The sequence below is a fragment of the Vibrio viridaestus genome, assembly GCF_003856525.1.
GTDB classification, from domain to species: domain Bacteria; phylum Pseudomonadota; class Gammaproteobacteria; order Enterobacterales; family Vibrionaceae; genus Vibrio; species Vibrio viridaestus.
Genome location: NZ_RJVQ01000010.1, coordinates 22,551 through 45,979 on the forward strand (window position 1 = coordinate 22,551; position 23,429 = coordinate 45,979).

Consider the following 23,429-nt stretch of genomic DNA (forward strand, 5'->3'; position numbering starts at 1 on the left):
TTTTGAAGATCGGAAACTACCAACTTAAGAATAAGCTTATCCTTGCCCCAATGGCGGGAGTAACGGATAGACCCTTTCGCGAGTTGTGTCTTCGATACGGTGCCGGAATGGCTGTCAGTGAAATGATGTCATCCAATCCAGCACTCTGGAAAACATCTAAATCGAAACAGCGCATGGTACATGAGGCCGAATCGGGTATTCGCTCTGTACAAATTGCAGGAAGCGATCCTCAGCTTATGGCAGAGGCCGCACAATTCAGTGTTGAGAACGGTGCGCAAATCATCGATATCAATATGGGTTGTCCCGCAAAGAAAGTGAACAAAAAACTGGCGGGTTCAGCACTCCTACGTTATCCCGAGCTGATAGAAGATATTCTAAAAGCAGTAGTGAATGCCGTTGATGTCCCTGTGACGTTAAAAACCCGTACAGGATGGGATACAGACAATAAAAACTGTGTCCACATTGCTAAAGTAGCCGAAGACTGCGGCATACAGGCACTGGCTCTACACGGTAGAACCCGTACGTGTATGTACAAGGGAGAGGCAGAATACGACAGCATTAAAGCGGTCAAACAAGCGATCTCGATTCCGGTTATTGCTAATGGCGATATCGACAGTCCTGAGAAAGCGAAGTATGTACTGGATTACACCAGCGCTGACGCTTTAATGGTTGGACGACCTGCACAAGGACGTCCATGGATTTTTAATGAAATCCATCATTTTTTGGAAAACGGCATCACGATGCCGCCACTTCCGATATCGGAGGTGAAGGAAATATTGCTTGGGCATGTTCACGCTCTCCATGGGTTTTACGGAGAGTTTCTGGGACCACGAATTGCGCGCAAGCACGTTGGTTGGTATCTGAAAGAGCATGAACAGGCAAGTGAGTTTCGCCGTACCTTCAATGCCATAGAAGTAGCAGAGCTACAACTGGAAGCACTCGAAGGTTATTTTGATAAAGTTGCATCATATAATTAAGAGAAGAGCTAGACCGAATATGTTCGAACAAAATCTGACTTCAGAAGCTTTAACAGTAACAACAGTAACTTCACAAGATCAAATCACGCAAAAGCCTTTACGTGACTCCGTTAAAGCATCTCTTAAAAACTATCTTGCTCAATTAAATGGCCAAGAAGTAACAGAGCTATACGAATTAGTTCTAGCTGAAGTAGAGCAACCTCTGCTAGATACCATCATGCAATACACTCGTGGTAACCAGACTCGTGCTGCTAACATGATGGGTATCAACCGTGGTACGCTTCGTAAGAAGCTAAAGAAATACGGCATGAACTAAGACTTAGTTTTTAAGCTATTGATCTAAAAGACTTAACATTGATATGTTAAGTCTTTTTTATTTCACACAAGTAAATTCGTTCTCATCATCTAAATCACAACAGGATTAGGCTGAAAAAGCTCTAGTTCACTATTCCTTACCCGTGTTTTTATTTGCTCAATAAAGTCTAAGATATTCGTATCCATTTTCAAATCAGCGAACTCAAGGCATGAGTATTTCCACCACTCCAGCTTTAATAGCTCATCTATTATTGACGGCTCAAATCGGAACCTGATTACTTTCGCAGGTACACCGCCAACAATTGCATAATCCGGAACATCTTTCGTTACAACTGAATTAGCAGCGATAATTGCCCCATTGCCAATGGTTATACCCGGTTTTAATGTAACAAACCTTCCGATCCAAACATCGTTTTTAATAGTAATTGGCCCTGTAGACTGCATATCTACAGAGTTAAGCTGGCCATCCAACCCAAAGACATTACGCTCATAGCTAATTGGTGAGGTAGTAAATCGATCTGTTGGATGCTGATGTTCCATTACCCAAAGATCAGATGCGATAGAACAATAACGCCCAACAGTAGCATCGACAGGTAAAGCAGAGTGTGAATAAGAAAATGCGCCCATTTCCCAAACAGTACTACTTCTTTCAAAATTACAATACGGTTCGATTTCGATTGGCTTGTCGCCGCACCGTAGTTTTTTCCACCACTTTCTCTTCACTGTTATATTATTGAGAGAGAGCTGCTTTCGTTGATTAATACTCAGAATCAGTTTTCTCATTGAACCTTACACACCGCTACTTTTGTTTTATAAAAAACAATATCATTTTATTTTTAATTATTTTTATTATTTATTTAAAAGTATTTAAGTTCAACCTAGATGGAAAATAAAAACCTCAATATCAATATATTGAGGCTCTAAATAGTGGTTTAATACTGAGTGGTACTCTTCTCCAGAAAAGCCGCTATGCGCTGTAAAGTGCACGGCCACGCCTGCCACTCGGCTTACGCGCCTGAAGGAGTTAATGCCATCGAATACGCCGCAAAACTTATCTGTAAGGTGAATGAGCTTGCTGAGCCATTAAAAGAACAGCAGGATAAGCGATTCGTTCCCTCTTATAGTACGTTACAAACGGGGGTAATCCAGGGAGGCAGTGCGCTTAATATTGTTCCCGAGTTTTGCTATTTTGATATTGAGATGCGCTATTTACCAGGCAACAATGCCGCTGATACCTTCAATAGCCTTCAGGATTACGCTGAGAGTAAATTTCAGCCCGTAATGAAAGAAGTTCATCCTAATGCCCACATTCAGATTGAGACTCTGGCAGAATACCCGCCGTTACTTACAGACCCGCAATAGCAGTTCGCTCAGCTGATTGCACAGTGGAGCCAATGCGATGATTTCGATACCGTTGCTTTCGGTACTGAAGGAGGACTCTTTGATGAAGCTGGTATTGCAACACTGGTGTGTGGGCCTGGCAGTATGGAGCAAGGACATAAACCCGATGAGTTCGTTACCGTTGAGCAGCTTAATCGTTGTACTGATATGCTTGAGCGGCTGCGGATCTGGATGCGTTAACAGATAAGAGATGCCCGGTAGCGTTTGTCCGGGCATCGTTGATAATCAGGTGTTAGATTCCTCTTGGTAAGGCGTAACAAACCGCAGCCATAGATAGCCTAAAACCCCCGCAATAACCGTCGCCAACATAATGCCCAGCTTCGCGCTAATCAAATGTTCTTGGCTAGACTCAAAGCCTAATAATGCAACAAACATCGACATCGTAAATCCCATTCCTGCCAGTATAGCGAGACCAAAGATTTCCTTGAACGTTAATGAATTACTAAGCTGCCCTATTCCTGTTTTCACAGACAGCCAAGTAAGAGAGAAAATCCCTATCGGCTTGCCAACCACTAAACCGAGAATGACACCCCATGCGATGGGAGAGCTGCTCATATCTTCAATGGCTTTCTGACTCACGGTTGTCCCCGCATTTAAGAAAGCGAAAATCGGTACAACAAACAAACTCACGGGTTTATCGAGCAAGTCTTCCCAGATTCTTAACGGCGTTCTGGTTAAACGAGCTTTACGTTCTATGTGACTTAATCTTGAGTCTTTTTCCTCATCACCAAGAATTTCCTGAGGTTCGATTGGAGAGTCTTGCATACTTTTATCAATATCTCCCGCGGCGTGATGCATCGACTTCGCCAAGTGCACAGGATGAACAGTCGGACGAGCCGGAATCGTCAGCGCAGCCAAGACACCCGCCATTGTCGCGTGAATCCCTGATTCGAGGACAAAATACCACAGCCCCAATGAGCATATAACATACCAAATGGCTCCACGAATACCGAACCGATTTAGCAAAACTAAAGCGACCAGAAATACTGCAGCAATTGCGACCGAGTTCCACATAATCTGATCGGTGTAAAAGATAGCAATGACAATAACGGAGCCAATATCATCGACGATAGCAAGAGCGACCAGAAAAATCTTTAGACTGGGATTAACCTTTCCACCGAGTAATGCCATTACCCCAAGAGCAAACGCAGTATCAGTTGCCATAGGCACACCCCAACCGCCGCTTCCCTCACCGGAAAAATTGAGCAGACTGTATATCAAAGCGGGACATACCATCCCCCCGATAGCAGCCATGATAACTGCGGACGACGCTTTGATGGAACTCAGCTCTCCGGCAATGAACTCGCGTTTAACTTCCAAGCCCAACATAAAGAAGAACAACACCATCAGGCCATCGTTGATCCATTCATGCGCACTGAGCTCAAAACTAGTATTATCCGCAAAGAACCCGAGCTTAATATCCTCTAGCGCATGGTAGGCATGAGAAAACTCTGAGTTAGACAAATAAAGCGCAAGAATGGTTGCAGCGAGAAGCAGCATGGCTCCCGTCGTCTGATTAGAGACAAAATTCTGAAAGGGCTGCCTGACATAATGGCTAAACGATTTTTCTAAAGGCGGCCGAATGTCGCACTGAGCTTGTTTCGCATCTTGATTTGATGTTTGAGATGTATTCATAGAACCGGAGTATCCTTATCTTTTGATAATACACGCTTTCTATTGTGACATCTCAAGATGTAACTTTCATATCAAATTTGCGAATATTCCCCAGTAAGTGTTTGGTTTACTGCTCCAACGCTTCTAAAATGGAGCAATGACTAGCGTCATCATCGGCTTCTCCACAGCAGGCGTCGTTGATTTTTTTCAGCGCTTGGCGAATTCGTTGCAGGTCTTTGATTTTGTCATCAATCACCGACAATTTTGCAGTTGTAATAGCTTTGACTTCCGCACAACTATGTTCAGTTGCTTCTAGCCGGATACCGAGCAGCTCTCGAATTTCATCTAAAGACAGTCCAAGGGATTTTGCTTTTAGAATAAACTTAATCTGCTTTTCACTCTCTGTTGAGTAAAGCCGATACCCTGACTCACTCCGACTATCCGGAGTGATAAGCTGGTTCTTTTCATAAAACCGTAGAGTTTCAGTTGTCACCCCACAGCGCTTCGCCAATTCCCCGATCTGAAACATCTGAAATCCTATACAATTTAATAACAACTATGATTTAAAATACGCTAATTCGGAAATATTTTCCCGATGCCAAACGATTGCGCGAGCTTTTTTGTGATTAATTCGTTAGAATACGCGCCACTGATTTTTGCTTAGTACTTTTTAACACTAACTCCGTGAATGTGAGGAACATCGTAGCATGAATAACGCTCGTCCTATTCGCCGTGCGCTGATCAGCGTATCAGATAAAACTGGAATTGTAGAATTCGCCCAGGCACTTACTCAACGTGGTGTAGATATCCTATCTACTGGCGGTACAGCCCGTCTTTTAGCAGAGCAAGGCATCGCAGTAACTGAAGTATCTGACTACACAGGCTTTCCAGAAATGATGGATGGCCGCGTAAAAACGCTTCATCCTAAAGTGCATGGTGGTGTACTAGGTCGTCGTGGCCAGGACGATGACGTCATGGAAAAACACGGTATTCAACCGATTGACATGGTTGTTGTTAACCTTTACCCATTCGCAGCAACGGTTGCGAAAGAAGGTTGTAGGCTAGAAGATGCGGTTGAAAACATCGATATCGGTGGTCCAACAATGGTCCGCTCTGCAGCGAAAAACCATAAAGACGTAACGATTGTCGTTAATGCCTCTGACTATGATCGCGTTGTTGCCGAAATGGACGCTAACGATAAATCGCTAACGCTGGAAACTCGTTTTGATTTAGCTATCGCAGCATTCGAACATACTGCAGCTTACGACGGTATGATTGCAAACTACTTTGGCACCATGGTTCCATCTTACGGTGAGAACAAAGAAGGTGACGAAGAGTCTGAATTCCCTCGCACATTCAACATGCAATTCGAGAAAAAACAAGACATGCGTTACGGTGAAAACAGTCACCAGGCTGCTGCGTTTTATGTTGAAAGTGATGCGGCAAATGGCTCCGTTTCATCAGCAAAACAAATTCAGGGTAAAGCTCTGTCATACAACAATATCGCGGATACTGACGCAGCTCTAGAGTGTGTGAAAGAGTTCGCTGAACCAGCATGTGTTATTGTAAAACACGCTAACCCTTGTGGTGTTGCTCTGGGTAGCGACATACTAGAAGCTTACAACCGCGCTTTCCAGACTGATCCAACGTCTGCCTTTGGCGGTATTATCGCATTCAACCGCGAGCTTGACGCTGAAACGGCTAAAGCGATTGTTGACCGTCAGTTTGTTGAAGTCATCATTGCTCCTAAAGTTACAGCAGAAGCCATTGAAATTGTTGCAGCGAAGAAAAACGTTCGTTTACTTGAATGTGGCGAATGGACTGCAAAATCAACTGGCTTTGACGTGAAACGCGTTAACGGTGGTCTGCTCGTTCAAGACCGCGACCAAGGTATGGTTGCTCTGGACGATCTGAAAGTCGTGACAAAACGTCAACCATCAGAAGAAGAGTTGAAAGATGCTCTGTTCTGCTGGAAAGTAGCAAAATACGTAAAATCGAATGCGATTGTCTATGCTAAAGGTGATATGACAATTGGTGTGGGTGCAGGCCAAATGAGCCGAGTTTATTCTGCTAAAATTGCGGGTATAAAAGCCGCAGACGAAGGTCTAAAAGTAGAAGGTTCGGTAATGGCATCTGATGCATTCTTCCCATTCCGTGATGGTATTGATGCAGCGGCTGAAGCGGGTATCACCTGTGTTATCCAACCAGGAGGTTCTATGCGTGATGACGAAGTTATTGCAGCAGCCGACGAGCACGGTATGGCAATGGTCTTCACCGGTATGCGTCACTTTAGACACTAATAAGCCAAGTTAACGAGTTTTAAGTGGTCAGAAGTACAATATCGACTTCTGACTCTTATCTCTCAAACGAATTCTGAAACACTGAATACTATTAAGGAACTCATCCTATGAACGTACTTGTTATTGGTTCTGGCGGCCGCGAGCACGCTCTAGCTTGGAAAGTGGCACAAAACCCTCAGGTTGAAACTATCTTTGTTGCTCCAGGTAACGCAGGTTCTGCTCTGGAAACAAAAGTAAAGAACGTGAATATCGATGTTGAAGATATCGATGGACTCTTGGCATTCGCACAAGAAAATGCGATTGAGCTAACGATTGTTGGCCCAGAAGCACCATTAGTTATTGGTGTGGTTGATGCCTTCCAAAAAGCAGGTCTTGCTATCTTTGGTCCAACTAAAGGCGCAGCTCAGCTTGAAGGTTCAAAAGCTTTCACTAAAGATTTTCTCGCTCGTCACAATATTCCTACTGCAGCCTATTCTAACTTTACTGAAGTAGAGCCGGCTCTTGAGTACCTGCGTAAACAAGGTGCACCAATTGTCGTTAAAGCTGACGGTTTAGCGGCTGGTAAAGGTGTTATTGTTGCAATGACCCTTGAAGAAGCAGAAGACGCAGTAAAAGATATGCTGGCAGGTAATGCTTTCGGTGACGCGGGTCATCGCGTGGTAATCGAAGAGTTCCTTGAAGGCGAAGAAGCAAGCTTCATCGTTATGGTTGATGGCAAAAACGTATTGCCAATGGCAACCAGTCAAGATCACAAACGTGTAGGCGATAAAGATACTGGTCCTAACACTGGTGGTATGGGTGCGTATTCTCCAGCCCCAGTCGTCACTCAAGAAGTGAACGACCGCATTATGGAGCAGGTTATCTACCCTACCGTTGAAGGCATGGCAAAAGAAGGTCACCCATATACTGGTTTCCTATATGCAGGTCTGATGATCGATGGAGAAGGCAATCCAAAGGTAATTGAATACAACTGTCGTTTTGGCGATCCAGAAACTCAACCTATCATGATGCGTATGCAATCAGATATGGTTGAACTATGTCAGGCCGCACTTGCTGGCAAATTGGATCAAGCTGAATCGAAATGGGATCCCCGCGCATCAATCGGTATCGTACTTGCTGCAGGTGGCTACCCTGGTAGTTACAACAAAGGTGACGTCATTTCTGGCCTACCAACAACAGATGTTGAAGGTGAGAAAGTCTTCCACGCAGGAACTACAGACAAAGATGGTCAGGTTGTGACTAATGGCGGCCGAGTTCTTTGTGCAACAGCTCTGGGTAACTCAGTATCTGAAGCTCAGCAACGTGCTTATGAACTGGCGAAAAAAGTGACTTGGGATGGGGTTTTCTTCCGTTCCGATATAGGCTACCGCGCTATCGCTCGCGAGCAGAACAAATAAACCATTTGATTCTGTTGCCGATACATCATTTAAAAAGGGAAGCACATGCTTCCCTTTTTTACTGCTTCAGATCCGGTTCAACTACACAGCCATGCTCGTCACTATCAATAATCAATAGCTCATCGATATACAGTGTTGAGCCTTTTGCTCGACCTAACACAGCTAAGTAGTTATTAAGAGAAGATAAACGCTGGATAACAAAGCTAGGAAGGGTCTGATTAAACTCAATAGAGGTAAACTCACGGTTTTTACAGCTCTCAAATGTTTCACCATTCCAAATACCTTGGAAGAGCTGTTTTCCTTTATTGTTTTGCTCTCGAGTCATTTTTGCGATATCAAAAGCTTGCTGCTGATAATGATCGAGCTGCTTCGCTTGAAGAGGAAGAACTTTCTTATCGATACGATAGCGTTGGAACACAGCTTCGCCATCCTGGGAGAATCGAATCTGTACTGAAAAAGGCACTAATTCTCCAGCCGTATTGCGCTGTTCCCCATAGCGTAGGATTTCCTGTAACTTTCCCTGGCTCCAATAATAAGTCGAACGATATGAGCCATCCTCGCCAGAAAACACGGTGTCGGCAGCTTGGAATGCGGTACTGTTTTTTTCGGTATACCAAAACAAAGAGATAGAGTCGCCAGCTCTTTGCCCACCAGAAAATCGATCTATCTGAGCCGTATCAAGAGAAGTATTAGTTGAAGAACAAGCGGTTAAAACAAAGGCTAAAATCAGGGAGGGTATAAATTGCTTCATAAAAAACTACGCCAAGAGTCATATCGTCTTGGCGTAGTATAGATTAGTTCACTGAGTCTTTCAGTGCTTTACCTGCTACAAATGCTGGAACATTTGCTGCAGCAATTTGAATTTCTTCACCAGTCTTAGGATTGCGACCAGTGCGAGCGGCACGGTGATTTACTTTAAACGTACCAAAACCAATTAGCTGAACTTGGTCACCTTCTTTAAGTGCACCTTCTACAGCGCCTAGAGTTGCTTCAAGAGCTGCTTTAGCTTGTACTTTTGAAAGATCTGCTTTTTCTGCAATAAAGTCGATTAATTGGGTCTTGTTCATTAGGTTTCCCTTCTAATATGTTATCGAACTAAAACCACTCTAAAGCAAAAAGCCCCTGATTGGCAAAGGTTTGTCGTCATAAGTTCGCTCTAATGACTATTTTTTAACCATAAAGTGGGTTATGCCTCACAATTTATACACCCATCTCACTTCTGAACCCTTGTAATTCGGGGCTTGAAGCAGCATTTATGAGATGAATTGTCACAGAAATAAAAATGTAAGGTTATATTTATGTTGTTGTTGGCACTCTATGTTGCGTTAGCCATTTTTGTCTCTTTTGTCTGCTCGGTGCTAGAAGCGGTACTTCTAAGCATCACACCCAGCTACGTTGCTCAACAACAAAACTTAGGCGGCCATACTGCAGACAAGCTGGTTAAATTAAAGCAAGATATCGACCGCCCATTGGCTTCTATCTTAACGCTAAATACCATTGCTCATACTATTGGTGCCGCAGGAGCTGGTGCTCAAGCGGCTGTCGTATTTGGTAATAGATGGGTAGGACTGTTTTCAGCCATTCTCACTCTGGGAATTCTGCTTCTGTCAGAAATCATCCCTAAAACTATTGGCGCAACATTTTGGCGACATTTAACCCCTTTTACGGTCAATGTGCTCGACCCGATGGTTAAGGTTCTGTTTCCCTTAGTCTGGCTGTGTGAATTAGTTACTAAGCCATTTTCTAAAGAGAAAGAACCACTAAAAGTTCGCGACGAAATCTATGCCATGAGTTTATTGGCCCATGAATCAGAAGAATTTGATGAGGGAGAATCGAAACTTCTGGCCAACTTTTTTACCTTACGCACCTTTCCAGTGACAGAGGTCATGACCCCAAGGACCGTATTATTCCGTGTAGATGCGGAAATGACCGTCAACGACTTTCTCAGCCAACATATGGATACACCATTCTCACGCCCTCTGATTTATAGCCAGTCTACAGACAATATCCTTGGCTTCACTCATCGTTTAGAGCTATTTAAGCTACAAAAGCAAGGCTATGGCGATAAACAGCTCGGGGCGATTATGCGTCCTATCTATGTCATGCTAGACAACCTATCCCTACTGGATGCGTTTAATCAGATGCTTCGCGAACACCTGCAACTTACTGTCATCGTAGATGAATACGGCTCAGTGAAAGGAATTGTGACACTGGAAGATATTTTTGAGTATTTGGTCGGAGAAGAAATTATTGACGAAGCTGACAATACTACCGACATGCAGGTTCTGGCTTTCAAACGCTGGGAAAAATGGAAGAAAAAACATGGTGTAATAGAAAGTAAAGATGAAGAGGATGGAAATCAGTCAGATAAAAATAATTAAACCTTTATCTGACTTAAATACTTTATAACTTAAGCGCTGAGCCCGATATTAGAGACATTACCTTGTCTGATTTCTTCTTTAAGATCGCGAATCATGTCGATATCACGCTCTGCACAATCTTTTAATGGACGGTAAATAGCCCACTGGACATCCCATTCCTCACAAACCGCTTCATTTTCTTTCTGATTTTCATTGGTAATTTCATCAGAGCCTTGAGCTTCTTCTAGCTGTGCGACAGTAGTAACAGAAACCGCACTCACCTTTAACGCAGCTTCTAATAATTCATCGCGATCTAACATACCGTGGAGAAGATCAGATAATGCTTCGCATGCGTCTATCGCAGGATATACACCATAAAAGTCAAATTCTTCAGCGAGTGGAATCAACTCTTCCAATTTTTCTAACTGACGTTCATAGTTGACTTTTGCCGTTTTGACCGTCAACGTTTCCCATACCGCATCAAGAATATCGCGATAGACTCTTTCTGAGCCAAACTGAGTATGCTGACAAAATGCGGCATAATTAGGGTACATACGCTCACAAAGGCAAGCCATAAAGGTAATATGTTGCCAGGACTGTAGTTTTTCCAGGCGAAGTTGAATTGGATTTTGCAGCATAATCAGTCGTTGTAATGAAAACACAGCGGCAGTGTACTGTATATCAGCAGAGGAAAAAAGCACCGTTTATGAACAATTCACCACACTCTGTTTATCTGCTGACGACAGATAATGAAAAGTATCTCGCTCTTCTGGATGAAGCCATTCAGCAAAACAGATTACAGATAACATCTGATAAAAATAAGGCTACTGTTTTACTGGCCGATCCACCTATTGCCTGCCAATGTCTGGAGGATTTTCCTCAATTGGAATGGATGCAATCAACTTATGCCGGTATTGATAGCCTGATAAAGCCCCACTTGCGTCATGATTACTTTCTGACCAACATTAAAGGCCCTTTTGGTCAGTTAATTACCGAGTATGTTCTGGGCTACACTCTTTCTCATTTGCGTCATTTTCCGACTTATGCACAACAGCAAACCAGCCACCAATGGTTGCCACACTCTTACCAAAGTATTGTTGGAAAACATGTTGTTACATTTGGTACCGGAACAATCGCAGCAGAGATAGCCGAAAAGCTGAGTGCTCTAGGGATGTGCGTGTCCGGAGTCAATACTCGCGGTATTCCCCCCAAGAACTCACCCTTTTCTCAGGTATTTCACATCAATGAAGCAGGCGCAGCGCTAAGTCACGCAGATATTATCGTCAATACGCTACCGCATACCGAAAACACCTATCACATCTTTGATGATGAACTGTTATCATCCTGCGAAAATGCCCTACTGTTTAATGTCGGTCGCGGAAGTGCTATCAATACGGACTCATTACTGAATGCACTAGATACTGGTCGAATTGAACACGCCTATCTGGATGTGTTTGAACAGGAGCCACTACCTGAAGACCACCCCTACTGGTCGCACCCTTCGATTACAGTAACGCCTCATATTGCTGCGGTCAGTTTTCCGGAACAGATAGTCGACATCTTTTTAGACAACTTAGATTTATGGCAAGAAGATGAACCACTGAATTTTCTCATCGATTTCGATAAAGGCTATTAATGTTAGATGTATTGCTTCACGACATCAGGCAGTGCCGATTATGTGAACCTAATTTACCACTGGGCGCTAATCCGGTTATACGGGCACATCAAAACGCTCGAATTATGATCATTGGCCAGGCTCCTGGCACCAAAGTTCATCACACATCTATTCCCTGGAACGACCCGAGTGGTGACCGGTTAAGACAGTGGCTTAATTTAGATAAACAGCAGTTCTACGATGAACAATCCATCGCTATCATGCCTATGGGGCTTTGCTATCCAGGCAAAGGTCATAGCGGCGATTTACCGCCAAGAAAAGAGTGTGCGCCACAATGGCACCAACGTGTTTGGAATGAACTGCCCAATATCCAACTGACTTTACTGATTGGTCAATACGCTCAGCAATACTATTTAAAAGATCGCCCTAAAACACTGACAGAAACAGTCAAAAACTGGCGTCAGTGGTCGCCATCCTATATTCCCTTACCTCACCCTTCACCTCGCAATACAATGTGGCTACGGCGCAATCCTTGGTTTGAGGAAGAGGTTATAGAATATCTTCAGAAAAGAGTGGCATCGGTTTTAGCTGCGTAAGAGTCACTCACATCATATTCCAGTGCCGTAAGCTTTTCTTTTAACGCATTTTGAGCAGCTATATCTCCGTGAACCAGCCGAATATGTTTCGGTTTTTCAGAGATATTGGTGACAAACCGAATCAAATCCTCTTGATCAGCATGAGCAGAATATCCGGAAATTGTACGTATCTTCGCTCTGACATCGATGATTGAACCATCAATCTGAACTTGGCTATATCCAGACTGTAATTCTCGCCCCAATGTTCCTTCTGCCTGATAACCAACCATCAGCACATCCGTTTTCTCATCTGGTAACAACTTAGCTAAGTAATCCATTACCCGTCCCCCCTGACACATACCCGAGGCGGCAATTACAATAGCAGGCTCACCCGCATGTGCCAACCGATTGACGATACGTTGATGCTCTTTGAAACTGCCGACTGTAATGCACTGTTCAAAAGCTAATGGGTGCCGATTAAAGCTCACTTTCTTTTGCGCCTCCTGCCCCCATAACTTACGAAATTGTCGGTAAGCGCGAGTAATATCAATCGCCATTGGGGAATCAACAATAATCGGCAATTTATCGGATATCTCATGTTGGAAAAGTAATGATTCAATATCGTAAAGCAGCTCTTGCGTACGACCAATACTGAACGCCGGAATGATAATCGTGCCACCATCGTTTAGCGAACGATGAATGATCTCCTCGAGTCGTGACGTTCTTTGACTGATCGTTTCGTGGTGTTTGTCGCCATAAGTTGACTCCATAATCAAATAATCTGCGCGTTTGGGGGGAATAGGATCAGGTAAGAGCGGTGTATTTGAAGGTCCGAGGTCCCCGGTAAAAACAATAACCTGACCATCGGATAGCTTAATTTCGGTGATGGCCGATCCCAAGATATGCCCTGCAGGGCTAAAACGTAGATAACAGTATGTTTTATCTTTATTTAACCGCAGACGATTCCATTGACCAAAATGAACGGTTATGATTTGCTTATTGAGGCGCTCGATAATCACCTGAATCTGGCTACTTGCCAGACCGAGAGTCAAATGTAAACTATCGCGAAGGACCAGAGGGAGAATAACGGCAGTGGCTGGTGTACAGTAAATCTTGCCTGTGTACCCTTTGGCTAATAACCAAGGTAAACGACCAATGTGGTCACTGTGAGCATGCGAAAGAATAACGGCTTCAATCGCACTGAGGGAAAAGTCTATCTCAGGAGAGCGATAATCGTTACCCTGAAATAAACCGCAGTCGAACAAAATGCTCGATCGAATAAATTTCAATTCATGACACGAGCCCGTTACGCCATTTTTAGCGCCATGGTGAATGAGATTTAGCATGACAGGTTCAAAAAATTATTAGTTAGAAATATATAGTCTTACAGCAATGCTAAAGCCGTAAGTTATACTCGTGAATCAAAATCATAACAGGATGAGAGCTTGCTCAAATTTAGGAGGGTGTTTGCCCATTCCTAGAAATGGTCAAAAATGATAATGACGTTCGATAACTCAATTGTGGTCATCGCAGTATTTATACTGGTAATCGTAGGCCTGATTAAATTTCAAAATGATTCCCACCGAGTATTCGGTGTTGGGTTTATTGCTCTCGTGCTAACAGGCCAGGTCACCACTCAACAAATCATTTCAAGCTTTTCTAATGTCGGTCTTTTAACCTTAATTCTGCTCATGGTGTGCTCTCTCGCACTGGAAAAAACATCTCTGTTGAGAAAACTGGCGCGGCAAATTATCACGCCAAACTACAACTTAACCTGGCTGCGTCTTTATCTTCTAACGTCGATTACTTCTGCTTTTTTAAATAATACCGCCGTTGTCGCAACGCTTTTATCTCCGATTAGAAACAACTCGCACCATAACGCCAGTAAGTTGCTCATTCCGTTATCTTATGCCGCGATTTTCGGCGGCACACTGACTTTGATTGGGACATCGACCAACTTGATCGTTAATAGCATGGCGATCGAAAGCGGCTTCCCCAGTCTCGGATTTTTTGATTTTACGGCTATCGGCATCGGTGTATTTATCGCGTGTGGTATAGCTTTGCGCGTCATGAGTCAATTTCTGCCTGATGTGGAACACAAGACTGTTCAGGCCGCTGACTACTTTATTGATTTGGAAGTTAATGCGAACTCAAAGCTGATTGGTAAAAGCATAGAAGAAAACGGTCTGCGTAATCTGGAGAATGTGTTTCTTGTCGAAATCTATCGCGACAACCGCCTTATTTCTCCGGTTTCCCCTTCACAAACGATCGAAGCTCACGACAGGCTGTTGTTCAGTGGTGATATTTCTCAAATACAACGATTATTAGAGCTCGATGGCCTTTTTTCCTTTGCTGGGGAAAATGGTTTACCCGTCAGTAACCTAACCGAAGTTTTGATTCGCCCAGAAAGCGTACTCGTGGGCAAAACGCTAAAACGCAGTGGATTTCGTGCTCTGTTTGATGCAGCGGTGGTTGGCATCAAAAGAGACGGAGAAAAAGTCTCAGGTAAGTTAGGAAATGTGGTACTCAAAGCAGGCGATTACCTGATTTTGGCAACCGGTGAAGACTTTAAGTACAGAAAAAATATCAGTAAGAACTTTTATGTAATATCAAGTAATGTTGAAACAGAACAAGTTTTGACTGGCAGCAAAGAAACCATCGCAATCTGGGGCTTTGTGCTTACCATCGGGCTCTCAGCGTGTGGTCTCACTTCATTATTTAATGGTCTTATTGTTTTGCTGACGGCACTGATCTTTTCTGGCTGTCTCACTAGTAATGAGATAATGCATCGTCTGCCGCGTAATATCTGGATCATTATTGGCTCGGCGCTCGTTATTTCTAATGCTCTACAAAATGCTGGTGTACTAGAGCAATTTAAGGGGTGGTTGGTCAGTCAAAGTGGCTATCTCACTCCTATACTAGGTTTGATAGTCGTGTATGTAATTACCTGGCTAATGACCGAACTCATGACGAACAATGCGGCAGCGGCATTAGTATTCCCGCTAGCTTATAGTTTGTCTCTAAGTCTGGGAGTGAACCCTGAGCCTTATGTACTCGCGGTAGCCTTTGGTGCCAGTGCCAGTTTCATTAGCCCCTATGGCTATCAAACAAATTTAATGGTCTACAGTGCTGGTAACTATCGTTTACAAGATTTTGTGAAGATCGGTTTACCGATCAGTGTGATTTATGGAACCGTAGTGGTCGCTATGTTGGGATATCTCTACTTGTGATCGTTACGAATAAAAGAAAGTTAAGCTAGGAAGTGACAATGACTTTAACTCCTGCGCGTATGACGCACCTAAAACAGCTTGAAGCTGAATCGATACATATTATTCGCGAAGTAGCAGCGGAATTTGATAACCCGGTCATGCTCTACTCGGTGGGTAAAGACTCGTCAGTTATGCTTCATTTAGCGAAGAAAGCCTTTGCTCCAGGCGTTCCTCCATTCCCATTAATGCATGTGGATACGACCTGGAAATTCAAAGAAATGATTCAGTTCCGCGATTACATGGCGGAAAAAGTAGGTATGAAACTACTGGTTCACCAAAACCAGGAAGGCCTGGAAATGAACATCAGTCCTTTTGATAATGGCTCAAAGCATACTGACGTAATGAAAACTCAATCATTAAAGCAAGCGTTAGACAAATACCAGTTTGATGCGGCCTTTGGTGGCGCTCGCCGTGACGAAGAAAAATCACGTGCCAAAGAGCGTGTTTATTCATTCCGTGACGAACACCATCGCTGGGATCCTAAGAACCAACGTCCTGAATTATGGAATATCTACAACGGTCGCGTAAATAAAGGCGAAAGTATCCGTGTATTCCCTCTTTCGAACTGGACAGAGTTAGATATCTGGCAATACATCTATCTGGAAAACATCGAAATTCCTGAGCTGTATTTCTCTAAAAAACGCCCAGTTGTTGAACGCGACGGCATGCTGATCATGGTTGATGATGATCGTATGAAGCTGCGCGAAGGTGAGAAAATCGAAGAGAAAATGGTGCGCTTCCGTACTCTCGGCTGTTACCCACTAACAGGAGCGGTCGAGTCAGAAGCAACAACACTACCTGAAATTATTCAGGAAATGCTACTGACGACCACATCAGAACGTCAGGGTCGTGCGATTGACCACGACAGCTCAGCATCAATGGAGAAAAAGAAACGCGAAGGATATTTCTAAATGACATCTCCTTACGAAAGAAAGCAGCATGACAGCGCAGGAGGCGACGTCGTCTGGCACCATTCTACGGTTACCCATCAAGATAGGGTTAAACAGAAAGGGCAAACGCCAGTTGTGTTGTGGTTTACAGGATTAAGTGGATCGGGTAAATCCACTATCGCAAACGCGGTAGAGAGTCTGTTACTTGAAAAAGGCAAGCACAGCTACCTTCTGGATGGTGATAACGTTCGTCATGGATTAAACAAAGATCTTGGTTTTAGCGATGCTGATCGGGTAGAAAACATTCGTCGTATTGGTGAAGTAGCCAAATTATTTGTTGATTCTGGCTCAATAGTGCTGACTGCCTTTATCTCGCCATTTATTGCGGATCGCCAGCAAGTACGAGAGCTTTTGCAACCAGAACAATTCCTAGAAGTCTTCATTGATACTCCTCTGGATGTGTGCGAATCGCGAGACCCTAAAGGTCTGTATAAAAAAGCACGTGCAGGAGAAATCAAACACTTCACAGGTATTGACTCTGAATACGAGGCACCAAAACAACCTGAGATTCATGTTGAAACGGCCAATGCTTCGATTGAAGAGTGTGCGGTGCAAATCGTACAAAAGCTGGATGCACTAGGCTATCTGCAGGGGGATAAATAACCATGCACTACGATGTATTTAACGGAGATGCTGACGGTATTATCGCTTTATTACAGCTTCGCTTAGACGCTCCCAAGGACAGCATCCTTGTGACCGGTGTGAAGCGCGATATCAAACTATTGTCTCAGGTCGTTAAAGCAGGCGATGCCACTTCAGTGACGACTCTGGATATCTCGATGGAGAAAAATCAGGACGCCTTACACAGTTTACTCGATAGCAAGGTGCCGGTTTTCTATTGTGATCATCATCGTACTGGCGACATTCCCGAATCAGATTCACTAGATGTTCTGGTAAATCTCGATGCGGAAGTCTGTACTAGTCTGCTAATCAACCAAAAGCTACAGGGTAAATACAGCTCATGGGCTATCGCTGCCGCTTTTGGCGATAACCTTAACCAACGTGCACAAGCTATGGGTGAGCAACAAGGGTTAAACCAAACTGATATCGATTTTTTATGTGAGTTAGGTACCTTGATTAACTACAACGGCTATGGTGCTTCGCTTGATGATTTGCATATTCCACCAGCAGAGTTATTTCTGCAATTGAAACGGTACCCATCGCCTTTTGAGCTGAGAGAGGATAAATCCTCGCCTTACTATCAGCTTAAAGTGGGATATGAGCAAGATTACGCAAACGTCGCTCAAATCGAGCCTGTGCACAGCGATTCAGTCAGTCGGGTTTTCGAACTGCCATGTGAACGCTGGGCAAGACGTATTAGCGGTGTATATGGAAATGAACTGGCAAATCAGTCCCCCGAGCTCGCTCATGCCGTCATGACACTAAATAGCAATGGCGAAGACTACACCGTTAGTGTTCGTGCACCTCTTCGTAATAGAGTCGGTGCCGATGACGTCTGTACTCAATTTGCTACAGGCGGTGGACGCAAAGCTGCAGCTGGAATTAATGCTTTACCAGTAAGCGAAAAAGCAAAATTTATCCAAACATTAAATGATTACTACAGGGTTTAGTTGAACAAACGTCTCTTATAGGGCGTGGGACATTGAGTTCCCCCTAAACGTTTAACCCTGAATCCTGATAAGGAAATTGATTATGTCGCATTCATCTGATTTGATTGCAAAAGATATCGAAGCCTACTTAAAGGTTCATGAAAACAAAGACCTGTTACGTTTCCTCACCTGTGGTAACGTCGACGATGGTAAATCCACTCTTATTGGACGTCTGCTTTATGATAGCAAGCTGATTTATGAAGATCAGATGGCCGCTATCGAGAAAGACTCGCAGAAATTCAACACAACCGATCAGGCATTTGACCTGGCATTGTTGGTGGACGGCCTGCAGTCTGAACGTGAGCAGGGCATCACGATTGACGTAGCTTACCGTTACTTCTCAACCGATAAACGTAAGTTCATTATCGCGGATACTCCAGGACACGAACAGTATACTCGTAACATGGCAACAGGTGCTTCTACTTGTGAACTTGCCATCGTGATGGTGGATGCACGTCATGGTATCCAAACTCAAACACGCCGCCATAGTTATATCTGCAGCCTGCTTGGTATCAAGCATGTGATTGTTGCGATCAACAAAATGGATTTGATGGACTTCAGCCAGGACGTGTATCAGAAGATCAAAGCAGATTATCGTGAGATGGCTAAACACCTGAACATTGATGATATTCGTTTTGTGCCAATTTCAGCTTTGCTAGGCGACAACGTTGTTACACCAAGCGAGAATATGGACTGGTACCCTGGCGCAACGTTAATGAAGTTGCTGGAAACAGTGAAAGTGGGTAAAGACACCAACATGCAGCAGATGCGTTTCCCTGTTCAGTATGTGAACCGTCCAAACCTAAACTTCCGTGGCTTCTGCGGTACTCTGGCCTCTGGTCTGATTCAGGTAGGCGACGAAGTAACGGCACTTCCATCGGGTAAGAAATCTCGTGTGAAATCTATCTACACATTCGATGGTGATCTTGAACTGGCGCAACCAGGGCAGGCAATCACGCTGACACTGGAAGATGAAATTGATGTCTCACGTGGAGATATGTTAGTTCACACTGGTCACGAGCCACAAATCAGTCGTAAATTCGATGCACACGTTGTTTGGATGAGTGAAACACCGCTACGTACGCACAAAGAGTACCTGTTTAAGTTTGCAACCAAGTCGTGTTCTGGTCGTGTTAGCGCGATTCCGCATAAAGTCGATGTGAACACATTGGAACTGCATGCGAAAAACAGTGAATCCGTCGAGCTGAACGAAATAGGTTTGACCAGCATTTCACTGACAGACGAAGTCGCTATTGATGCGTACCAGTCTCTACCAAAAACAGGCGCGTTTATCATCATCGACCGCCACACGAACGTCACCGTTGGTGCGGGTATGGTTGATAACGTGACAAACATCGATTCACTGGATACTCGTGAATATTCTGAAGCTGAAAAAGAGCTCAACGCATACGTGCGTAAACACTTCCCTGAATGGGGCTGTGCTGAGATCTAATCAGACATACATAGGGTTAAGTATTTATTACTTAACCCTATCACCTGACCCTTTTCCAGTTGCTGTTTGCACGATATAAACAAAGTAATTTTTTAAGCTCATCGTTGCTATCATCCGCTGGTCCCACTCTGCAAGTTTTTGTGGCGTCGACATATCAATTTCATTCACTTGAGCCAGTCCTGTAATTCCGGGTAAAACGTCTAGCACACCACATTTTTCACGCTCTTCAATCAATTCCTCCTGATTGAATAAACAAGGTCTGGGCCCAACTAGGCTCATTTCCCCTTTCAACACATTGATCAACTGTGGAAGTTCATCTAACTTCGTTTTTCTTAGAAAGCCACCCAATTTGGTGACAGAACTTGCTCCCACGAGATGAGTCGCAACGGACTGAGTCTGAGGTGGCATGGTACGAAATTTAATTAGCGTAAAAGGTTGCTTCTTTTTTCCTACCCGTACTTGGGTGAATATCGGTGCACCCGTATCAAAATACCCCAAAATACAAACAATAAGCATCACCGGCCAAAGTAAAAGCAGGCCCAGTAACGAAAAAAATAAATCAAAACAACGAATCATGTTCAGCTTAACCTTTATGCTCAAGATAACAGTCAACCGTCTCCTTCAAACCCTCAGAGAATGAATAAGGTGGTGTCCAGTTTAATAGCGATTTTGTGTGACTAATATTAACCTGTAAAGGTAAACAAAGTCTCTGTGCAACGGCCTTTTTCCCTATCAAAGTCAACATCAACTTTAGAAGCTCTTGGGGAACAGGAATAAGGCGAGTAGGTCTGTTCATATGCTTTGCAACGGCACGGAATAATCCACTGACCGTGACATCATCATCATCAGACACCATAAAAGTCTGCCCCGGAGCTCGGGAGTGTGTACACACCACAAGAATAAGATCGACTAAGTTCTTCACGAAAACCAGGCTACGGGTTGTTTTGATACAGCCAAATGGTAACGGTATCCCTTTATCAATCACTCGTAATAAAGAGTAGAAGTTCGCTTTTACGCCCGGTCCATAAACTAGTGGCGGACGAATAATCACAAGCTCCATATCAGAGTCCAAGCAGAGATTTTTTAGTTGCTCTTCCGCACTCAATTTACTCTTTCCATATTCGTCAATTGGATGAGGTAAATCATCGTGTTGAAATGCCACATCAGGCGCATTCCATTCTCCGTTAACTTTTATCGAGCTAACGAAAACAAACCGCTTTACTCCCATTTTTACCGCTTGTTCAGCTAGGCTAAGCGTGGCTTGTACATTGACAATATCGTATGCTCGCTGCGCTTCTTCCTCTGTTTCGTCCATCTGATGTACCCTAGCTGCACAATGAATCACGGTATCTACATTATCAAGTGCTGGCATCCACGAACTATCCGGCATAAGTTCGATATGAGCATTTTGGCATTGTTCGATAACATGACTACGTGAGTGCGCAACAACTGTCTTTCCAAATTGAAGTAACTGCTTGACAAGTTCTCTTCCAATAAATCCACTACTCCCAGTGACCAATACTTTATTCATTCAAGCCCTCAAGTGTTATATGGTTAAAAAATCACCATCCAATGATACATTACTGTCAATTCCCAAAGTTTACATTTGATTTATCTAAAGATTAAGGCTTAGACTAGCGTTGGCATTAAAGTACTATAAATACAAGCCGCTAAAAATAAATAAAGGTATTTCGTCTTTCTCAAAGGCACTAAAAGCAATGTTTACTCCTATTCGATTATTATTACAGGCGCAACGTAGAAACAAACGTTTTATCAGTCTCATGTACGACATATGTGCTGTGTTACTTTCTCTCTTTTTTGCTATGGTCTTGAGACTTGATGGCCTGCACTTTCCTATAGGCTACGCTGAAGTCATGTGTGTACTGTTGACTCTAGCCGTTACCTTAATGGTATTCATCAAATTTGGAATGTACCGTGCAGTATTAAGGTATATGATGCTGCCAGCAATCGGGCATATTTTTCTTGCTGTTTTTCTTTCTTCCATCGCGTTAGCTCTCAGTAGTTACTTTTTCCATGCTTTTGTACCACGTAGCGTGCCCTTTATTTATGCCGGTTTAGCGATATTAACGCTAGGTGGGCCAAGAATCTTCATACGTACTGTTTACTATCACTACTACAAAAGACACAAACCTAACGTCTTTATATATGGTGCAGGAGCAACAGGAAGAGATCTAGCTTATGCTCTAATTCAAGGAGATGAGTATCACCCTGTTGTACTTTTAGATGATGACAGAAGTAAAACTGGGCAAATTATGTTTGGTGTCCGAGTTCATCACAGTAGTGAATTTGAATCCCTAAAGTCTCTCTATGAGCCGGTTAAACTGCTTCTTGCTATCAATAATATAGGCAAAGGTGAACGACTAAGGCTGTTGGAAAAATTATCAGGTTGGCCAATAGAAGTACAATCAGTACCTAGCGTAGAGGACATTGCCGCAGGGAGAGCAAGAGCAACTGATATTCGAGATTTGGATGTTTCCGACCTTTTAGGGAGAGCCGCAGTAGATCCAGATACGCAACTACTCTCAAAAAATATACTGGGTAAAAATGTCATGGTAACAGGAGCTGGTGGATCGATTGGTTCGGAGCTATGTCGCCAGATATTACGACAAAAACCTAAATCCATCGTACTGTTTGAGTTGAATGAATATAACCTATATAAAATAGATCAAGAACTACACGCTGTAATTATCCGTAAAGACTATGATACAAAAATTGTGGCAGCATTAGGCTCGGTACAGCGAGAAAATCGAGTACAAAAGCTGATGGAAATGCATAACATCGAAACTGTCTATCACGCAGCAGCATACAAACATGTGCCTTTAGTAGAAGATAATATTATTGAAGGAATTAGGAACAACGTCTTTGGTACTTTATCCTGTGCAACAGCAGCGATTAATGCAGGGGTTAAAAACTTTACTCTTATCTCTACTGATAAGGCCGTCAGGCCAACCAATATCATGGGCGCGAGTAAAAGAATGGCAGAGCTGGTGCTACAAGCGCTTGCTGATAAAGGTAGCAATACCACCTTCACTATGGTTCGTTTTGGAAATGTACTGGGCTCATCAGGCTCCGTCGTTCCGCTGTTTAAAAAACAAATTCGTAGAGGCGGCCCGGTCACTGTGACACATCCAGATATCATTCGTTATTTCATGCTTATCCCAGAGGCAGCTCAGCTAGTTATTCAAGCAGGAGCGATGGGAAAGAACGGCCAGGTATTTGTACTCGACATGGGAGAACCCGTAAAAATAATGGACCTCGCTGTACGTATGATTCATTTAATGGGGATGAAAGAATATTACGATGGGCATAGTGAAAGTGGTGATATTGAAATTAAATTTACTGGCTTACGCCCAGGAGAGAAGCTTTATGAAGAATTATTAATTGGGGAAAATGTAGAGGGTACAAGTCATCAAAAAATCATGACAGCTATGGAAGAGAAATTGTCGTGGGATAGCATGAATACACTATTACAAGAATTAGATATTTGTTGCCACAATTTTGATTCTGAATGCATTAAGAGAGTTCTACTTACCGCACCAACCGGGTACAACCCAAGAAAAGAGGAAGTCTAA

24 protein-coding genes are annotated in these 23,429 nt (G+C 43.5%); 15 read left to right on the forward strand and 9 right to left on the reverse strand.

The genetic code is table 11. The features are described from left to right. The first annotated feature begins 2 nt into the window (after positions 1 to 2). Together dusB and fis are read left to right on the forward strand one after the other, a co-directional pair. Positions 3 to 977, forward strand: coding sequence for a tRNA dihydrouridine synthase DusB (gene dusB, locus EES38_RS17590; protein WP_124938536.1), 975 nt, complete (start codon positions 3 to 5; stop codon positions 975 to 977). 19 nt (positions 978 to 996) lie between these two features. After that, a complete protein-coding gene (gene fis / locus EES38_RS17595) occupies positions 997 to 1,293 on the forward strand; it encodes a DNA-binding transcriptional regulator Fis (protein WP_073585509.1) in 297 nt (98 codons plus the stop codon). Between the two features lie 89 nt (positions 1,294 to 1,382). Here fis and EES38_RS17600 read toward each other — a convergent pair whose 3' ends face one another. Beyond that, positions 1,383 to 2,075 (reverse strand): CatB-related O-acetyltransferase, encoded by a 693-nt coding sequence (locus EES38_RS17600; RefSeq protein ID WP_124938537.1) that lies wholly within the window; start codon positions 2,073 to 2,075, stop codon positions 1,383 to 1,385. Positions 2,076 to 2,261: 186 nt separating this feature from the next. Here EES38_RS17600 and EES38_RS22345 point away from each other — a divergent pair, with 186 nt between their 5' ends. Both EES38_RS22345 and EES38_RS22720 read left to right on the forward strand, forming a co-directional pair. Then, on the forward strand, positions 2,262 to 2,654 hold the full coding sequence (locus EES38_RS22345; RefSeq protein WP_208020478.1) for a peptidase dimerization domain-containing protein: 393 nt from the start codon (positions 2,262 to 2,264) through the stop codon (positions 2,652 to 2,654). A 15-nt stretch (positions 2,655 to 2,669) separates the two neighbouring features. Further along, a complete protein-coding gene (locus EES38_RS22720; RefSeq protein WP_369333386.1) occupies positions 2,670 to 2,873 on the forward strand; it encodes a M20/M25/M40 family metallo-hydrolase in 204 nt (67 codons plus the stop codon). A gap of 45 nt (positions 2,874 to 2,918) precedes the next feature. Here EES38_RS22720 and nhaA read toward each other — a convergent pair whose 3' ends face one another. After that, positions 2,919 to 4,328 (reverse strand): Na+/H+ antiporter NhaA, encoded by a 1,410-nt coding sequence (gene nhaA / locus EES38_RS17610; protein WP_124938538.1) that lies wholly within the window; start codon positions 4,326 to 4,328, stop codon positions 2,919 to 2,921. A gap of 106 nt (positions 4,329 to 4,434) precedes the next feature. Next, the gene (zntR, locus tag EES38_RS17615) at positions 4,435 to 4,836 is read right to left on the reverse strand and encodes a Zn(2+)-responsive transcriptional regulator (RefSeq protein ID WP_124938539.1); all 402 of its coding nucleotides are present in this window, start codon (positions 4,834 to 4,836) and stop codon (positions 4,435 to 4,437) included. Between the two features lie 178 nt (positions 4,837 to 5,014). On the opposite strand from zntR, the gene purH reads away from it, so the two are divergent. Together purH and purD are read left to right on the forward strand one after the other, a co-directional pair. Then, the gene (gene purH / locus EES38_RS17620) at positions 5,015 to 6,607 is read left to right on the forward strand and encodes a bifunctional phosphoribosylaminoimidazolecarboxamide formyltransferase/IMP cyclohydrolase (RefSeq protein ID WP_124938540.1); all 1,593 of its coding nucleotides are present in this window, start codon (positions 5,015 to 5,017) and stop codon (positions 6,605 to 6,607) included. Between the two features lie 107 nt (positions 6,608 to 6,714). Continuing rightward, the gene (purD, locus tag EES38_RS17625) at positions 6,715 to 8,004 is read left to right on the forward strand and encodes a phosphoribosylamine--glycine ligase (RefSeq protein ID WP_124938541.1); all 1,290 of its coding nucleotides are present in this window, start codon (positions 6,715 to 6,717) and stop codon (positions 8,002 to 8,004) included. A gap of 58 nt (positions 8,005 to 8,062) precedes the next feature. Here the strand turns inward: purD and EES38_RS17630 are convergent, their stop codons facing one another. Continuing rightward, the gene (locus tag EES38_RS17630; protein ID WP_124938542.1) at positions 8,063 to 8,755 is read right to left on the reverse strand and encodes a DUF1481 domain-containing protein; all 693 of its coding nucleotides are present in this window, start codon (positions 8,753 to 8,755) and stop codon (positions 8,063 to 8,065) included. 43 nt (positions 8,756 to 8,798) lie between these two features. Beyond that, positions 8,799 to 9,071 (reverse strand): nucleoid-associated protein HU-alpha, encoded by a 273-nt coding sequence (gene hupA / locus EES38_RS17635; protein WP_124938543.1) that lies wholly within the window; start codon positions 9,069 to 9,071, stop codon positions 8,799 to 8,801. 231 nt (positions 9,072 to 9,302) lie between these two features. Here hupA and EES38_RS17640 point away from each other — a divergent pair, with 231 nt between their 5' ends. Further along, the gene (locus EES38_RS17640) at positions 9,303 to 10,385 is read left to right on the forward strand and encodes a CNNM domain-containing protein (RefSeq protein WP_124938544.1); all 1,083 of its coding nucleotides are present in this window, start codon (positions 9,303 to 9,305) and stop codon (positions 10,383 to 10,385) included. Between the two features lie 29 nt (positions 10,386 to 10,414). Here the strand turns inward: EES38_RS17640 and EES38_RS17645 are convergent, their stop codons facing one another. Next, positions 10,415 to 11,002, reverse strand: coding sequence for a YjaG family protein (locus EES38_RS17645; protein ID WP_124938545.1), 588 nt, complete (start codon positions 11,000 to 11,002; stop codon positions 10,415 to 10,417). 68 nt (positions 11,003 to 11,070) lie between these two features. Here EES38_RS17645 and EES38_RS17650 point away from each other — a divergent pair, with 68 nt between their 5' ends. Then, entirely contained in the window at positions 11,071 to 12,000 is a 930-nt protein-coding gene (locus tag EES38_RS17650) for a D-2-hydroxyacid dehydrogenase (protein ID WP_124938546.1), read from the forward strand. Further along, positions 12,000 to 12,575, forward strand: a complete 576-nt coding sequence (locus EES38_RS17655) for a uracil-DNA glycosylase family protein (protein ID WP_124938547.1) — start codon at positions 12,000 to 12,002, stop codon at positions 12,573 to 12,575. Before EES38_RS17650 ends, EES38_RS17655 begins: the two co-directional genes overlap by 1 nt. On the opposite strand, the gene EES38_RS17660 is transcribed toward EES38_RS17655, so the two are convergent. Next, positions 12,542 to 13,900: an MBL fold metallo-hydrolase RNA specificity domain-containing protein gene (locus EES38_RS17660; protein ID WP_124938548.1), complete on the reverse strand. Its 1,359-nt coding sequence runs from the start codon at positions 13,898 to 13,900 to the stop codon at positions 12,542 to 12,544. The two genes, EES38_RS17655 and EES38_RS17660, sit on opposite strands and share 34 nt — an antisense overlap. A 147-nt stretch (positions 13,901 to 14,047) precedes the next feature. Here EES38_RS17660 and EES38_RS17665 point away from each other — a divergent pair, with 147 nt between their 5' ends. The 5 genes from EES38_RS17665 to cysN all read left to right on the forward strand — a co-directional run bounded on the left by EES38_RS17665 (position 14,048) and on the right by cysN (position 19,836). Then, positions 14,048 to 15,784, forward strand: coding sequence for an SLC13 family permease (locus EES38_RS17665; protein WP_208020479.1), 1,737 nt, complete (start codon positions 14,048 to 14,050; stop codon positions 15,782 to 15,784). Positions 15,785 to 15,822: 38 nt separating this feature from the next. After that, positions 15,823 to 16,734: a sulfate adenylyltransferase subunit CysD gene (cysD, locus tag EES38_RS17670; protein ID WP_124938550.1), complete on the forward strand. Its 912-nt coding sequence runs from the start codon at positions 15,823 to 15,825 to the stop codon at positions 16,732 to 16,734. Then, a complete protein-coding gene (gene cysC, locus EES38_RS17675; RefSeq protein ID WP_124938551.1) occupies positions 16,735 to 17,376 on the forward strand; it encodes an adenylyl-sulfate kinase in 642 nt (213 codons plus the stop codon). A 2-nt stretch (positions 17,377 to 17,378) separates the two neighbouring features. Beyond that, positions 17,379 to 18,344 (forward strand): DHH family phosphoesterase, encoded by a 966-nt coding sequence (locus EES38_RS17680; RefSeq protein ID WP_124938552.1) that lies wholly within the window; start codon positions 17,379 to 17,381, stop codon positions 18,342 to 18,344. 82 nt (positions 18,345 to 18,426) lie between these two features. Beyond that, positions 18,427 to 19,836 (forward strand): sulfate adenylyltransferase subunit CysN, encoded by a 1,410-nt coding sequence (gene cysN, locus EES38_RS17685; RefSeq protein WP_124938553.1) that lies wholly within the window; start codon positions 18,427 to 18,429, stop codon positions 19,834 to 19,836. A gap of 27 nt (positions 19,837 to 19,863) precedes the next feature. On the opposite strand, the gene EES38_RS17690 is transcribed toward cysN, so the two are convergent. Continuing rightward, complete coding sequence (locus tag EES38_RS17690; RefSeq protein ID WP_124938554.1) at positions 19,864 to 20,412, reverse strand: sugar transferase; 549 nt, start codon at positions 20,410 to 20,412, stop codon at positions 19,864 to 19,866. A gap of 7 nt (positions 20,413 to 20,419) precedes the next feature. Then, complete coding sequence (locus tag EES38_RS17695) at positions 20,420 to 21,367, reverse strand: UDP-glucose 4-epimerase family protein (RefSeq protein WP_124938555.1); 948 nt, start codon at positions 21,365 to 21,367, stop codon at positions 20,420 to 20,422. A 187-nt stretch (positions 21,368 to 21,554) separates the two neighbouring features. On the opposite strand from EES38_RS17695, the gene EES38_RS17700 reads away from it, so the two are divergent. After that, on the forward strand, positions 21,555 to 23,429 hold the full coding sequence (locus EES38_RS17700) for a nucleoside-diphosphate sugar epimerase/dehydratase (protein ID WP_124938556.1): 1,875 nt from the start codon (positions 21,555 to 21,557) through the stop codon (positions 23,427 to 23,429).